The sequence below is a fragment of the Achromobacter sp. Marseille-Q4962 genome (assembly GCF_943737005.1).
In the GTDB taxonomy this organism is placed as follows: Bacteria; Pseudomonadota; Gammaproteobacteria; order Burkholderiales; family Burkholderiaceae_B; genus Achromobacter.
The window spans coordinates 1-13,817 of the sequence record NZ_CALSFU010000029.1 but is presented as its reverse complement, the minus strand read 5'-3'; the positions used below and the strand labels follow the sequence as shown (position 1 = coordinate 13,817).

Annotated in this window: 16 protein-coding genes; 11 read left to right on the top strand and 5 right to left on the bottom strand. The window is 69.6% G+C overall.

Annotated features, from left to right (window positions below):
• The first annotated feature begins 1 nt into the window (after position 1).
• Positions 2–589, top strand: coding sequence for an IMPACT family protein (locus tag NGJ44_RS20000; protein WP_251865399.1), 588 nt, complete (start codon positions 2–4; stop codon positions 587–589).
• 108 nt (positions 590–697) lie between these two features.
• Here NGJ44_RS20000 and NGJ44_RS19995 read toward each other — a convergent pair whose 3' ends face one another.
• From NGJ44_RS19995 to NGJ44_RS19985, 3 genes are all read right to left on the bottom strand, one after another.
• On the bottom strand, positions 698–1,072 hold the full coding sequence (locus tag NGJ44_RS19995) for a thioredoxin family protein (protein ID WP_251865398.1): 375 nt from the start codon (positions 1,070–1,072) through the stop codon (positions 698–700).
• A 146-nt stretch (positions 1,073–1,218) separates the two neighbouring features.
• Positions 1,219–2,238: an LLM class flavin-dependent oxidoreductase gene (locus NGJ44_RS19990; RefSeq protein WP_251865396.1), complete on the bottom strand. Its 1,020-nt coding sequence runs from the start codon at positions 2,236–2,238 to the stop codon at positions 1,219–1,221.
• A gap of 195 nt (positions 2,239–2,433) precedes the next feature.
• Positions 2,434–3,726, bottom strand: a complete 1,293-nt coding sequence (locus tag NGJ44_RS19985; RefSeq protein WP_251865394.1) for an NCS2 family permease — start codon at positions 3,724–3,726, stop codon at positions 2,434–2,436.
• Positions 3,727–3,832: 106 nt separating this feature from the next.
• On the opposite strand from NGJ44_RS19985, the gene tsaD reads away from it, so the two are divergent.
• Positions 3,833–4,864: a tRNA (adenosine(37)-N6)-threonylcarbamoyltransferase complex transferase subunit TsaD gene (gene tsaD, locus NGJ44_RS19980; RefSeq protein ID WP_053246647.1), complete on the top strand. Its 1,032-nt coding sequence runs from the start codon at positions 3,833–3,835 to the stop codon at positions 4,862–4,864.
• Positions 4,865–4,917: 53 nt separating this feature from the next.
• On the opposite strand, the gene plsY is transcribed toward tsaD, so the two are convergent.
• On the bottom strand, positions 4,918–5,556 hold the full coding sequence (plsY, locus tag NGJ44_RS19975; RefSeq protein WP_251865392.1) for a glycerol-3-phosphate 1-O-acyltransferase PlsY: 639 nt from the start codon (positions 5,554–5,556) through the stop codon (positions 4,918–4,920).
• A 179-nt stretch (positions 5,557–5,735) separates the two neighbouring features.
• Between plsY and surE the strand changes: the two genes are divergently transcribed.
• The 8 genes from surE (at position 5,736) to rlmD (ending at position 13,022) form a co-directional block, all read left to right on the top strand.
• Positions 5,736–6,482: a 5'/3'-nucleotidase SurE gene (gene surE / locus NGJ44_RS19970; RefSeq protein WP_053246645.1), complete on the top strand. Its 747-nt coding sequence runs from the start codon at positions 5,736–5,738 to the stop codon at positions 6,480–6,482.
• Between the two features lie 149 nt (positions 6,483–6,631).
• Entirely contained in the window at positions 6,632–7,363 is a 732-nt protein-coding gene (locus NGJ44_RS19965) for a protein-L-isoaspartate(D-aspartate) O-methyltransferase (RefSeq protein ID WP_353506968.1), read from the top strand.
• Positions 7,364–7,380: 17 nt separating this feature from the next.
• Positions 7,381–8,247, top strand: a complete 867-nt coding sequence (locus tag NGJ44_RS19960; RefSeq protein WP_251865388.1) for a peptidoglycan DD-metalloendopeptidase family protein — start codon at positions 7,381–7,383, stop codon at positions 8,245–8,247.
• Positions 8,244–9,023, top strand: coding sequence for a 3'-5' exonuclease (locus tag NGJ44_RS19955; protein ID WP_251865386.1), 780 nt, complete (start codon positions 8,244–8,246; stop codon positions 9,021–9,023). The genes NGJ44_RS19960 and NGJ44_RS19955 overlap by 4 nt, the downstream gene beginning before the upstream one ends.
• 52 nt (positions 9,024–9,075) lie before the next feature.
• Positions 9,076–9,597, top strand: a complete 522-nt coding sequence (locus NGJ44_RS19950) for a GNAT family N-acetyltransferase (protein ID WP_251865384.1) — start codon at positions 9,076–9,078, stop codon at positions 9,595–9,597.
• 128 nt (positions 9,598–9,725) lie between these two features.
• Positions 9,726–10,331: a hypothetical protein gene (locus tag NGJ44_RS19945; RefSeq protein WP_251865382.1), complete on the top strand. Its 606-nt coding sequence runs from the start codon at positions 9,726–9,728 to the stop codon at positions 10,329–10,331.
• A gap of 370 nt (positions 10,332–10,701) precedes the next feature.
• A complete protein-coding gene (locus NGJ44_RS19940; protein ID WP_251865380.1) occupies positions 10,702–11,454 on the top strand; it encodes a TorF family putative porin in 753 nt (250 codons plus the stop codon).
• A 161-nt stretch (positions 11,455–11,615) separates the two neighbouring features.
• On the top strand, positions 11,616–13,022 hold the full coding sequence (rlmD, locus tag NGJ44_RS19935) for a 23S rRNA (uracil(1939)-C(5))-methyltransferase RlmD (protein ID WP_251865378.1): 1,407 nt from the start codon (positions 11,616–11,618) through the stop codon (positions 13,020–13,022).
• An 11-nt stretch (positions 13,023–13,033) separates the two neighbouring features.
• Here rlmD and cueR read toward each other — a convergent pair whose 3' ends face one another.
• Positions 13,034–13,447 carry a Cu(I)-responsive transcriptional regulator gene (gene cueR / locus NGJ44_RS19930; RefSeq protein WP_251865376.1) on the bottom strand — a complete coding sequence of 138 codons (414 nt, stop codon included), beginning with the start codon at positions 13,445–13,447 and terminating at the stop codon, positions 13,034–13,036.
• A 138-nt stretch (positions 13,448–13,585) separates the two neighbouring features.
• On the opposite strand from cueR, the gene NGJ44_RS19925 reads away from it, so the two are divergent.
• A complete protein-coding gene (locus NGJ44_RS19925; RefSeq protein WP_251865373.1) occupies positions 13,586–13,786 on the top strand; it encodes a heavy-metal-associated domain-containing protein in 201 nt (66 codons plus the stop codon).
• Positions 13,787–13,817: the final 31 nt, after the last annotated feature.

The following is a 13,817-nucleotide window of genomic DNA, read 5'->3' as shown; positions in this document are numbered from 1 at the left end:
TATGACGCACACCCTGGCCGCGCCCTGTTCCCACCACGAAGACATCAAGAAAAGCCGTTTCCTCGCCCATGCCGCTCCGGTGGCCGGCGTGGACGAGGCGATGCGTTTCTTCGCGGCGCACAGCGTGCCCGACGCCACCCACAACTGCTGGGCGTACCGCATCGGCCAGGAATACCGCTTCAATGACGACGGCGAGCCGGGCGGCACGGCGGGGCGGCCCATCCTGCAAGCCATCGAAGGGCAGGGCATGGACCGCGTGGCGGTGCTGGTGGTGCGCTGGTTCGGGGGCGTGAAGCTGGGCGCGGGCGGGCTGGTGCGCGCCTATGGCGGCTGCGCCGCCAATTGCCTGCGGCTGGGCGAGCGCGTGGAAATCGTGGACCTGGCGACCGTGTCGTGCGCTTGCGGTTATGCGGAGCTGCCGCTGGTCAAGTCGCGCCTGGCGCAGGCAGGCGCCGCCGTGGTGCACGAGGAATTCGGCGCCGATGGCGTCACGCTGCGCTTTACCGCGCCGCGCGGCGCCATCGGCGAACTGGAATCCACGCTGGCCAACATCACGCGCGGCCGCTCCGCCTGGGAAGTGCTGGCGTAACGGACGCGTGTAACGGACGCGTGTAACGGACGCGTGTAGCGGACGCGCTTAACGGGCGTGCGTGGGCGTGCGCAGCGGGCGCGCGCAGCGGGCGTGCCGCCCCTGAGGTCAGTTGTCCTTGCCGTCCTGGGCGGCGGCGATTTCCTCGTGGACCTGCTTCATGTCCACTTCCTTGACCTTGGTGAGCAGCTCGTTGAGCTGGCCGGCCGAGAGGGCGCCCGGTTGCGAGAACAGCAGCACTTTTTCGCGGAACACCATGAGAGTGGGAATGGAGCGGATGCCCAGGGCGCCGGCCAGTTCCTGTTCCACGTCGGTGTTCACCTTGGCGAACGTGACGTCGGGATGCTCGGCCGCGGCCTGCTCGAAAACCGGCGCGAAGCCGCGGCACGGGCCGCACCAAGGCGCCCAGAAGTCCACGATAAGCGTGCCGTCGGGCGTGATGGCGTCCTGGAAGCTGTCTTTGGTGAGTTCAACAATGCTCATTTCGGTTCCTTGCCGCGGTGCGGCATAAAACGGGGGGCGGGAAGGGGTAAGAGGCGGGCGGGGCCCGGGCACGCCCGCGCGGCAGGCAGGACGATAGGTTTCATAGTAGAGCGGGCGGCGCCCGCTTCGCAAATGGTTGGCGGCCGTCAGGCGGTCTGGGTGGACACGCCCGCGCCTTGCCTGAGCGAGGCGACGATCTCGAACGACCGCAGGCGGTCTTCGATGTCGTAGAAGTCGGACACGATCATTACTTCGTCCGCCTGGGTTTCGGCGATGAGCGCTTCCAGCTTGTGCTTGACAGTGTCGGGCCCGCCCACGATGGCGGCGGCCAGCCGCTGGCGCACGGCTTCGCGCTCCCAGTCGCTCCAGAGGCCGTCCATGGAATCCACGGGCGGCTGCAGGGGTTGGCGGTTGCCGCGCACCATGTTCAGGAACTTCAGCTGCTGCGTGGTGCCCAGGCGTTCTGCGCGCGCGTCCGTGTCGGCCGCCACCACGGGCACGCCAATCATGGCGTAGGGCTTTTGCAGCGTGTCGGAAGGCTTGAACAGGTGGCGGTAGAGCCGCATGGCCGCCATGCCTTCGGGCGAGAAATGGCCCGCGAAGGAAAACGGCAGGCCGAGCTCGGCGGCCAGGCGCGCGCTGAAATCGCTGGAGCCCAGCAGCCAGATGGGAATGTCCAGGCCGGCGCCGGGAATCGCCCGCACGGCCTGCCCGGGACGGGCCGGGGCGAAGAAGCCCCGCAATTCTTCCAGCAGCGCCGGAAACTCGAAGCCGCTGCGCGGGTCGCGGCGCAGCGCATGCTGCGTGGCGCCGTCGCTGCCGGGCGCGCGGCCCAGCCCCAGGTCGATGCGGCCGGGGTACAGGGATTCGAGCGTGCCGAACTGCTCGGCGATGATGAGGGGCGCGTGATTGGGCAGCATGACGCCGCCCGAACCGACGCGCAGCGTGCGGGTCTGCGAGGCCACGTGGCCGATCAGCACGGCCGTGGCGCTGCTGGCCACGCCGGGGATGTTGTGGTGCTCGGCCAGCCAGAAGCGCTTGTAGCCCAGGCGCTCGGCAGCCTGCGCCACCGCCACCGTGTTGCGGAACGCGGCGGCGGCGTCGCCGCCCTGCACGATGGGGGCGAGGTCGAGAATGGACAGCGGGGTGCGGGCCAGGACGTTCATGAGCGGTGCCTCCTCGTGAAACGGCCGCCGGCCCGCCCGGCGCAGAGCGGGTGGTGGATGATGCGCAAAACAGACTCCCTGTACGCTTGCATATAGGGAGTGTATCGGCGAAATCAGGCGCGGCGCCCAGCAACCTTATGAAGCGCCGGGTTGATAGCGGCGTTCAATCGGGCCGATAGCGAGGCGGCGCCCGCCTCAGCCGGGAAAGAAGGCATAGCGCACCACGAAGAGCGCCGCCACCAGCCAGGTCGCCGCGTGCACCTGGCGGATCTTGCCCGTGGCGGTCTTGAGCACCACGTAGCTGATGAAGCCGAAGGCGATGCCGTTGGCGATGGAGTAGGTGAACGGCATGATGAGCGCGGTGAGCGCGGCCGGGGTGGCTTCGGTGACGTCGTTCCAGTCGATGTCTATCATTTCGCGCATCATGAGGCCGGCCACATAGAGCAGGGCGGGCGCGGTGGCGTAGCCCGGCACGGCGCCCGCCAGCGGCGAGATGAAGAGGGCGGCCAGAAAGAGCAGGGCCACCACCAGCGCGGTCAGGCCGGTGCGGCCGCCGGCCTGCACGCCGGACGCGCTTTCCACGTAGGCCGTGGTGCTGCTGGTGCCCAGCATGGAGCCGGCCACGATGGCCGTGCTGTCGGCGAACAGGGCGCGCCCGAGGCGGTTGGGCTTGTCCTCCGGCATGAGGCCGGCCCGCTTGGCCACGCCCACCAGCGTGCCGGTGGCATCGAACACCTCGACCAGCACGAACACCAGGATCACGTGCACGAAGCCGCTGTGCAGCGCGCCCAGGATGTCCAGCTTGAAGAAGGTGGGTGCGAGGCTGGGCGGCGGCGAGAAGATGCCCTTGAACTCGTTGTAGCCCAGCGCCATGGACAGCAGCGTTACCGCCAGGATGCCGATCAGGATGGCGCCGCGCACGCGCAGCGCGTCCAGCGAGGCGATGATGAAAAAGCCCAGGATGGCGAAGAGCGGGCCGGGCTGGGTCAGGTCGCCCAGCGTGACCTTGGTGACCGGGTGCGCGGCCACGATGCCCGAGGTGGCCAGCGCGATGATGGCCAGGAAGAGCCCGATGCCGGCGGCGATGGCGCTGCGCAGCGAATGCGGAATGCCCTTCACCAGCCAGACCCGGATGCCGGAAAACGTCAGCGCCAGGAAGATCACGCCCGAGATGAACACCGCGCCCAGCGCCTGCTCCCAGGTATAGCCCATGGTCTTGACCACGGTGAAGGCGAAGAACGCGTTCAGGCCCATGCCGGGCGCCATGCCGATGGGCCAGTTGGCGATCAGCGCCATGACCAGCGAACCCAGCGCCGCCGCCAGGCAGGTGGCGACGAACACGGCCGAGCGGTCCATGCCCGTCGAGGACAGGATGTCCGGATTGACGAATATGATGTACGACATGGTGAGGAATGTCGTCAGGCCGGCCATGATCTCCGTCTTGGCGGTCGTGCCGTGGTCACGCAGCTTGAATAGCTTCTCCAGCATTCTGGTCCCCAGGGTGTTGAGAGGCGTGTCGAAGGTGTGGCGGGCGCGGCGCGCCCATCGGTTGCAATAACGGCGTATTTTCGCATCAGTTGTAAACTCTGCCGCCATGATCATTCTCGGCTTTGAAAGCTCGTGCGACGAAACCGGCGTGGCCGCCGTCTGCACCGAGCGGGGCCTGCTGGCCCACGCGTTGCACACCCAGATCGCCATGCACCAGGAATACGGCGGCGTGGTGCCCGAGCTCGCCTCGCGCGACCATATCCGCCGCGTGGTGCCGCTCACGCGCCAGGTGCTGCAGGAAGCGGGGCTCGCCCTGTCCGACGTCGACGCCGTGGCCTATACCGCCGGCCCCGGCCTGGCCGGGGCGCTGCTGGTGGGCGCCAGCGTGGCGCAGGCGTTGGCCTGGTCGCGCCGCCTGCCGGCCATCGGCATCCATCACCTGGAGGGGCATCTGCTCTCGCCCATGCTGGCCGATCCGCGCCCCGAGTTTCCGTTCGTGGCGCTGCTGGTGTCCGGCGGCCATACGCAGCTCATGCGCGTGGACGGCGTAGGCCGTTACGAGCTGCTGGGCGAAACCCTGGACGACGCGGCCGGCGAGGCCTTCGACAAGTCCGCCAAGCTGCTGGGCCTGGGCTATCCGGGCGGGCCGGCCCTGTCGCGGCTGGCCGAGCAGGGCGATGCCGCGCGTTTCGACCTGCCGCGCCCCATGCTGCACAGCGGCGATCTGGATTTCAGCTTCAGCGGCCTGAAGACGGCCGTGCTGACCCGCGTCAGGGCGGCGTCGCCGGACGGCGCGATCGACGAGCAGACCCGCGCCGATCTCGCCGCGGCCACGCAGGCCGCCATCGTGGACGTGCTGTGCGCCAAATCGGTGCGCGCCCTGAAGCAGACCGGGCTCAAGCGCCTGGTGGTGGCCGGCGGCGTGGGCGCCAACCGCCTGCTGCGCGCGAAGCTGGCGGCGGCGCTCGAGCCGACCAAGGCGCGTGCGTATTTTCCGCCGCTTTCGCTGTGCACCGACAACGGCGCCATGATCGCCTTCGCCGCGGCCGAGCGCGTGAAGGCCGGGCTCGCGGTGCTCGATGCCGACGCCCATGCCTTCACGGTGAAGCCGCGCTGGGATCTGGCGGAAATCGCCTGAAAACGCGCGGGGGCGGCCAGGGCCGCCCCCGGCGGGCTGGAGCGCGCCGGGCGTCAGCCCGGTTTTTTCTTGCCGCCGATCTTGCTTTCGGTGCCGCGCAGCAGCCGGCCGATGTTGGCGCGGTGGCGATAGAAGAGCAGCAGGCCGATCACCGCCAGCGCGACGCCCAGCGCCGGCTCGGCCCGCCATGCCAGGCCGGAGCCGAAGACGTAATACACCGGGGCGAAAAACGCGGCCACCAGCGAGGCCAGCGACGAATAGCGGAAGAACACGGCGATGATGAGCCAGGTGGCCGCGGCGGCCAGCGCGAGCCCGGGCTGGATGGCCAGGAGCACGCCCAGCGCCGTTGCCACTCCCTTGCCGCCCTTGAAGCGCAGGAACACCGGATACAGGTGGCCCAGGAACGCCGCCACCGCCACGGCGGCCAGCGCGCCCGGACCGATGCCCGGCGCCAGCCGCTCGGCCAGCCAGACGCCGAACCAGCCCTTGGCCGCGTCGCCCAGCAGCGTGAGCAGCGCGGCGGTCTTGTTGCCGGTACGCAGCACGTTGGTGGCGCCGGGGTTGCCGGAACCGTAGCTGCGCGGATCCTGCAGGCCCATGAGCTTGCTGACCACCACGGCGAAAGGCACCGAGCCGATGAGGTAGGCCAGCACGACGAGGGCGGCGACGTGCGCCAGGGAGGGAGTTGCCATGAAAAGCGTATCCGTTGTTGTCTGGTTAGTGTTCTCGATGGCTGCGGATTCTACCGCGCCGATGCGGTGCGCCGCCTGCGGGTTACCGAGGGGATGGGGAGCGGGGACGCAGCGGACCGACCCGCCGGACGGTACAATTCGGCTCGTCCACCCGCGTTTTATTTTCTTTCGGATGCACAATGCGAATTCTGGTTTCGAACGATGATGGATACACCGCTCCCGGGCTCGAAGCGCTGGTCGAGGCCCTGAAGGGGCTGGGCGATCTCACCGTCGTCGCGCCCGAAACCAACCACAGCGGCGCGTCCAATTCCCTCACGCTGAACCGCCCGCTGTCGGTGCGCACCGCCTCCAACGGCTTCATCGCCGTCAACGGCACGCCCTCCGACTGCGTGCACGTGGCGCTCACCGGCCTCATGGACGCGCGGCCCGACCTCGTCGTCTCGGGCATCAACAACGGGGCCAACATGGGCGACGACACGCTCTATTCGGGCACCGTGGCCGCGGCCAGCGAAGGCTACCTGTTCGGCATTCCCGCCATCGCCTTCTCCCTGGCCGAAAAGGGTTGGGAGCACATCGAGTCGGCCGCGCGCGCCGCGCGCCTGGTGGTCGAACGCCAGCTCGCGCAACCCCTGGCCGCGCCGGTGCTGCTCAACGTCAACATTCCCAGCCGCCGCTTCGAGGACATGCGCGGTTTCGAAGTCACGCGGCTGGGCAAGCGCCATCCGTCCGAGCCGGTGGTGCGCACCACCACGCCCTATGGCGATCCGGTGTACTGGATCGGGCCGGTCGGCCTGGCCGCCGACGCCGCGCCGGGCACCGATTTCCACGCCGTGTCGCAAGGGGCGGTTTCCATCACGCCCCTGCGGCTCGACCTCACCCAGCACAGCCAGCTCGACGAAATCCGGGCCTGGGCGGAGCCGCTATGAAACCGCCCGGCCGCCCCAAGGGCGAATACCGCAGCGCGCCGCACGAAGGCGCTTCCGCGAGCCGCCGCGTCAGCCAGCCAGGCGCCTCCCACGGCGCGCCAGGGCGCCCGCGCGCGGCGCGGCACGGCTCGGGCGAACTCGGCCCGGGCATCACGCCGGCCAACAGCAACACGCGCGTCTCGGCGGCCACGCTGCCGCGCCAGGCGCAGGCGCCCGCGCCCGCATCGGCGGGCAACCTGGGCCTGAACTCCGACCGCCTGCGCCAGGCCATGGTGCAGCGCCTGCGCAGCCAGGGCATTACCGACGAGCGCGTGCTCAACGCCATGGCGGCGGTGCCGCGCCACCTGTTCGTGGACGAGGCGCTGGCCAGCCGGGCCTACGAAGACGCGGCGCTGCCCATCGGCCATTCGCAAACCATTTCCCAGCCCTGGGTGGTGGCGCGCATGATCTCCGCGGTGTGCGAAGACCGCACGCCCACGCGCGTGCTCGAGGTCGGCGCGGGCTGCGGCTACCAGGCTGCGGTGCTGGCGCAGTTCGTGCGCGAGGTGCATGCCATCGAACGCATCCGCGGGCTCTACGAGCTGGCGCGCGAGCATCTGCGCGCGCTGCGGCTCACCACGCGCATCCGCCTCATCTACGGCGACGGCACGCTGGGCCTGCCCGGCGTGGCGCCTTTCGATGCTATTGTTGTGGCTGCCGCGGGCCTTGCGATTCCGCAGGCCCTGCTCACGCAGCTCGCGCCGGGCGGACGACTGATCGCGCCCGAAGGCGGAGCGTCCCAGAGGCTGGTGCTTATCGAGCGCACCGGCGCCGCAAGCTGGAAACGTACAGAGTTAGAGGCCGTGCGCTTTGTGCCGCTACGGGCCGGAATACAATCTTGAGCAAACAGGAGAAACGTATGCTCAACGGGCAGTTGCAACTGACCGAAATGAATCCTGGCGCGCAGGTTGCGCGCCTGCGCCGCCCGCTTTTCGTGGCTGGCGCACTCAGCCTGGCCATCCTGGCGGGCTGCGCTTCCAAGGGCACGCGCGCCCCGGTGGTCGACCTGACCGGAAGCCAGGGCGCTTCCTCGGCGCAGCCGGGCGGCAGCTATGTCGTGAAGCCCGGCGACACGCTGTACAAGATCGCGCGCGCCAACAACGTCGACATCGAGAATCTCAAGCGCTGGAACAACCTCAGCGACCCCAACCAGATTTCCGTGGGCCAGGTGCTGCGGCTGTCGGCGTCCGCGGGCGGCGGCACGCAGACCGCGCCGGTGTCCAGCGCCAAGCCGCAGCCGCGTCCGCTGGACCAGCCCGAGACGCCCGCCGCGCCCGCGGCCCCGGCCGCGCCCGAGACGCCCGCCGCGCCGGTTGCGCCCGCGCCGGTGGAAACCAAGGCCGCGCGCGCGGCCGACGCCAACGTGGTCAACTGGGGCTGGCCCGCGCAAGGCCAGATCATCACCGGCTTCAACAACAACACCAAGGGCATCGACATCGCGGGCGCGCTGGGCGACCCGGTGCTCGCGGCCGCCGACGGCAAGGTCATGTACAGCGGCAACGGCGTGCGCGGCCTGGGCAACCTCATCATCGTGAACCACGACAACGGCTTCATCACCGCCTACGCGCACAACCGTTCCCTGCTGGTCAAGACCGGCCAGAACGTGAAGCGCGGCGCGAAGATCGCCGAAATCGGCCAGAGCGACACCACCTCGCCGCGGCTGCATTTCGAGATCCGGCGCCAGGGCACGCCCGTGGATCCGCTTCAATACCTGCCTTCGCGATGACGCCCGCCCTGGTCTTCGACCTCGAAACCATTCCCGACGCCGAAGGGCTGCGCAAGCTCAACGGCTGGGGCGCCGACGTGCCCGACGCGGAAGTGGTGGAGCGCGCGCTGGCGGCCCGCCGCGAAGCGGTGGGGCACGACTTCCTGCCGCTGCACCTGCACAAGGTCGCCGTGATCGGCTGCGTGTTCCGCGACGACCAGGGCTTGCGCGTCAAGACGCTGGGCCAGGCCGACGACCCGGAAGCGGCGCTGCTCGCGGGCTTCTTCAAGACCATCGAACGCTATACCCCCAAGCTCGTGAGCTGGAACGGCTCGGGTTTCGACCTGCCGGTGCTGCACTACCGCAGCCTGATCCATGGCGTGCCCGCGCCCCGCTACTGGGACATGGGCGACGAAGACCGCGACTTCAAGTTCAACAACTACATCTCGCGCTACCACATGCGCCATCTCGACCTGATGGACCTGCTGGCCAAGTACAACGGGCGCGCCAATGCGCCGCTGGACGAACTGGCCAAGCTCTGCGGGTTTCCGGGCAAGCTGGGCATGGACGGCAGCAAGGTCTGGGAGGCCTGGAGCCAGGGCCGCGCCGACGAGGTGCGCGCCTATTGCGAGACGGACGTGGTCAACACCTGGCTCGTCTACTGCCGTTTCCGCTTCCTGCGCGGCGAACTCGACCGCACTGCCTACGAGAGCGAAATCGCGCTGGTGCGCGACACGCTGTCGGCCAGCGGCGCGCCGCACTGGAAGGAATACATGGCGGCCTGGGACGCCGCCTGACCTGCGTCCGGCTCCGCGCCAGGCGGGGCCGCGGCGCGCCACAGGAGCGAGCATGTCCGCCGGACAGCCCCGCCTCGACGACGCCCGCCATGCGCTGCGCGGGCTCATGCCCACCGACGCGCTGGCCTGGTACGAGTACCTGCGCCGCGACGACGTTACGCGCGATACGAGCTGGACCCGCGTGACGCCGCAGCGCGTGGCGGAGCTCATCGCGGGCTACGGCGGTCCGCAAGGGCCGTGGCGCTGGGCCATCGCGCGCCGCGCCGACGACGCGCTGGAGGGCACCATCGGCTTCAACGAGGTCGCGCTGGAGCACGGCCGGGCCGAATTGGCGTTCGACCTGAGCCCCGCGGCCTGGGGCCAGGGCTTGGCCACGCGGGCGGCGCAGGCCGTGCTGCGCTGGGCGTTCCAGGAGCGTGGCCTGCAGCGGGTGCAGGCCACGGTGCTCGACACCAATCTCCGTTCGCGCGCCGTGCTGGAGCGGCTGGGCATGCGCTGCGAGGGTACGCTCTCGGGGTACCGCATCGTGCGCGGCGCGCCGCGCGATTTCCTCATGTACGCGCTGCGGGCTTGAGGCGCCGCCGCGCGAGGCCTGCCTTGGGCGGGCGCAATCGACTGAAACATGGAAGGCGCCGGCGAAACCCGGATGAAACCGGGCGGCCAGCACAATGGCTTCGCTTTCTTCACTTTCAGGAGACCTACATGTCCCGAATCGCTATCCGTTCCCATCTGGCCGCCATGACCCTGGCCGCCGCCGCCAGCGGTCTGCTTGCAGGCTCCGTGATGGCGGCTCCGCCCGCCCAGGCGCCGGGGCACGGGCCGGCCCACATGCACGAAGGGCAAGGCCACAAAGGACCGCGCGGCTGGCGCCAGGACATGCGCGACGGCATGTTCATCCCGGGCCTGGGCCCCCTGTCCAAGGCGCAGATCGGCGTGCTCAAGCTCGATGAGAAGCAGCAGGCCGCGCTGAAGGCCGCCCAGGACGCCCAGCGCGAACTGCGCGACGCCGTGCGCCAGGGCGGCGAGCGCCACGAGCTGCTGAAGGCGCAGCTCGACAGCGGCAAGCTCGATCCGCGCGCCCTCATGGCCCAGGAAGACAAGCAGCGCGAAGCGTTCGGCGTCCGCGCCAAGCAGGTGCGCGACAAATGGCTGGCCGTCTGGGACAGCCTGAACGAAACGCAGCGCGGCCAGATCGCGACCATGCTGAAAGAACGGCAGGCGCGCATGGAGCAGCACCGCGCCAAGATGGAAGCGCACCGCGCCAAGACCCCCGGCGCCGACGCGCCCCCGCCGCCGCCCGCCAACTGATCCGCGGCTGTCCGCGCCGGCCGTCATGGCCGGCGCGGATGCGCCCGCCGGCAGTTCCCGCCCCGCACGCCCATGGCGCCGGGGCTTTTTTCGTTGTGGCGAACCCCCGCCCGGTGCGCCCGCAGGCCGCCTCGTGCCCCGTCATGGCGCGCGATTCCCGGAACGGGGCCGTCACGCCCCCGCCGGCCGGCGGGGGCGCACCGCAATGGTGCGCGGCGGTGGCGCGCGGGATGCCGGACGCGGTGCGAAAACCTGGCATGGACATTGCTTCAACTGGATCGGGCCGGCGCAGTGCCGCTGCGCCGCCGGCCAGCCGGATGCGCCTGCGGGCCGTCCTTCCATACTCCAATCCGATCAGGACTATCGCACCATGAAGAAGACGCTGCTAGCCTTGCCCTTTGCGCTTGCCGCTTGTTTCGCCGGATTCGCGCATGCCGAGCCCACCGACCTGGGCGGCGGTTTCTCCCTCAGCGGCAATGCCACGATCACCAACGACTACCGGTTCCGCGGTTATTCGCAGACCGACTTCCGCCCGGCGGCCCAGCTCGGTTTCGACCTCACCCACAGCTCGGGCTTCTACCTGGGCAACTGGAACTCCAACGTGTCCGACTTCGTCTTCACCGACGGCAATCTGGAGATGGACTTCTACGGCGGCTGGAAGGGCGAGGTCGGCGGCGGGTTCTCGCTGGACGCGGGCGTGCTGCACTACTACTACCCGGGCTCCAGTTCTCCCAAGGGCGGCAACTACAACAACACCGACCTCTACTTGGGCGCGACCTATGGCGCCTTCACGCTGAAGTACTCCTACACCCCGAGCGATTTCTTCAGCACGCCCGACAGCAAAGGCACCTGGTACCTGGACGGCACCGCCAACTTCGACCTGGGCGACGGCTGGGGCCTGGTCGGGCACCTGGGCTATCAGAAACTGAAAAACCAGACCGACATGGACGGCGACTCCATCGGCCATTACGTGGACTACAAGCTCGGGGTAACCAAGGACATCAAGGGCTGGGTGCTGGGACTGGCGGCCGTGGGCGCCACCAAGGACAACTGGCTTCCCACCAAGTACGGCCACCCGTCGGGCCGGCTGGGCGCGGTGTTCTCCGTGTCGCGCACCTTCTGACATCCGTGGCGGCGTAGACAGCGCCGGCCTTTGGGCCGCGGGCGGCCCGCCGCGAGGCGGGCGCCGGCGGCCCTTTTTTTCCCGCGGTCCGGGTGCCGTTCCGGCGGCGTCCCCGCTCCCACTACAATAGCGGGTTGCCTGAAATTCTGGACTGCTTTGAGATGTCGGACGTTTTGAATATCGAATCCCTGGACCTGGAAGCCCGGGGCATCGCCCGCCGCGACGGGAAGGTGATATTCGTGGAAGGGGCCTTGCCGGGCGAGCGCGTGCGCGCCGTCACGGTGCGGCGCAAGCCTTCCTACGAAACCGCCAGGGTGGAAGAAATCCTGCGTCCGTCGTCGCAGCGGGTGGCGCCGCGCTGCCCGCATTTCGGCGTCTGCGGCGGCTGCGCCATGCAGCACCTGGAGCCTTCCACGCAGGTGGCGATCAAGCAGCGCTCGCTGGAAGACACCTTCTGGCACGTGGGCAAGCTGCGTCCGGCGCGCATCTTGCCGCCGCTGGCCGGGCCCACCTGGGGCTACCGCTACCGCGCCCGCCTGTCGGTGCGCGTGGTGCCCAAGAAGGGCGGGGTGCTGGTGGGCTTTCATGAACGCAAGAGCAGCTATGTGGCCGACATGCGCGAATGCCACGTGCTGCCGCGCCACGTGAGCGACGTGCTGCTGCCGCTGCGCGCGCTGATCGCTTCGCTGTCCGCGCCCGACTGCATGCCGCAGATCGAAGTGGCGCTGGGCGAGGGCGTCACGGCCCTGGTGCTGCGCCACCTGGTGCCGCTGACCGGCCACGACCTCGCCTGTCTGCGCGAGTTCGCCGCGCGCTACGGCGTGCAATGGTGGCTGCAGCCCAAGGGCCCCGACACCGTGCATCCGCTGGAGCGCGAGCACGGCGACACGCTGGCCTACACCATGCCCGAATTCGGCCTGCGCATGCCGTACCGTCCGACGGACTTCACCCAGGTCAACCATGCCATCAACCGCGCCATGGTGTCGCGCGCGCTCAAGCTGCTGGAGGTGCAGCCGCAGGACCGCGTGGCCGACCTGTTCTGCGGCCTGGGCAATTTCACGCTGCCGCTGGCCACCCAGGCGCGCGAGGCGGTGGGGGTGGAAGGCAGCAAGGCGCTCACCGACCGCGCCATGGAGGCGGCCGCCCGGCACGGCCTGGCCGGCAGCACCCGCTTTTCCACGCTGAACCTGTTCGAGGTGGACGTGGCGTGGCTGCGCGGGCTGGGCTATTTCGACCGCATGCTGATCGACCCGCCGCGCGAGGGCGCGCAGGCCGTGGCGCAGGCGCTCTCGCAGCTCGAGCCGGGAGAGCGCCCGCGCCGCATCGTGTACGTCTCCTGTAACCCGGCGACCCTGGCGCGCGACGCGGCCATCATGGTGCACGAGGGCGGCTACGTGCTGAAGAGCGCGGGCGTCATCAACATGTTCCCGCACACCGGTCACGTGGAATCCATCGCGGTGTTCGAGTCGCTCGATGCCGAGGGCGTGCGCGAGGTGCGCGAGCGCGCGCGGCTCAAGGCCGAAGCCGCGGCGGCGCAGGCGCAGACGCAGGAAGCGGCGGCGGCCTGAGCGCGCGGGCCCTAGTGGCAGGGCGGCGTTTCGTTGCCCGGGTTGCCCAGGCTTTCCAGGATGGGGCAGTCCGGCCGCGCGTCGCCGTGACAGTGGCGGGCCAGGTGCTTGAGCGTGTCGGCCATTTCGCGCAGGGCCTGGGCCTTGCGCTCCAATTCGTCCACGTGGGCCAGCGCGATGCGCTTGACGTCGGCGCTGGCGCGGCTGCGGTCGCGCCACAGGGCCAGCAGCTCGTGCATCTGCTCTACCGAAAAGCCCAGGTCGCGCGCGCGCCGCACGAAGCGCAGCGTGTGCAGGTCGTGCTCGGTATAGATGCGGTAGCCCGCGTCCGAACGCGAGGCCGGGCCGATCAGGCCGATGCCTTCGTAATAGCGGATCATTTTGGCGGAGATGCCCGACGCCCGGGCGGCCTGGCCGATGTTCATGCACGCTCCTTGAGGGTTCTCATGGCGGAAAGGCGCCGTTCATTCTACGCTTGACCTTCCCATCATGGAAACGTTTAAGCTGCGTCCATGGCTGACGGAGGTTCCGCGGCCTATCCCGATATCCGACAGGAGAACAGCATGACTATCGCTTTCCAGGTTCCCGACATGACCTGCGGCCATTGCGTCAGGGCCATTACCCAGGCGGTTGCCGAGGCAGCCCCGGGCGCGCATGTGACGGTGGATCTCGAATCGCACCGCGTTACCGTCAGCGGCGCCGACCAGGCGGACAAGGTGGAGGCCGCGATCCGAGCGGCGGGCTACGCGCCGGCGCGGGCTTGAGGCGCGGGGGCACGGGCGGCGGGGCAAAGGC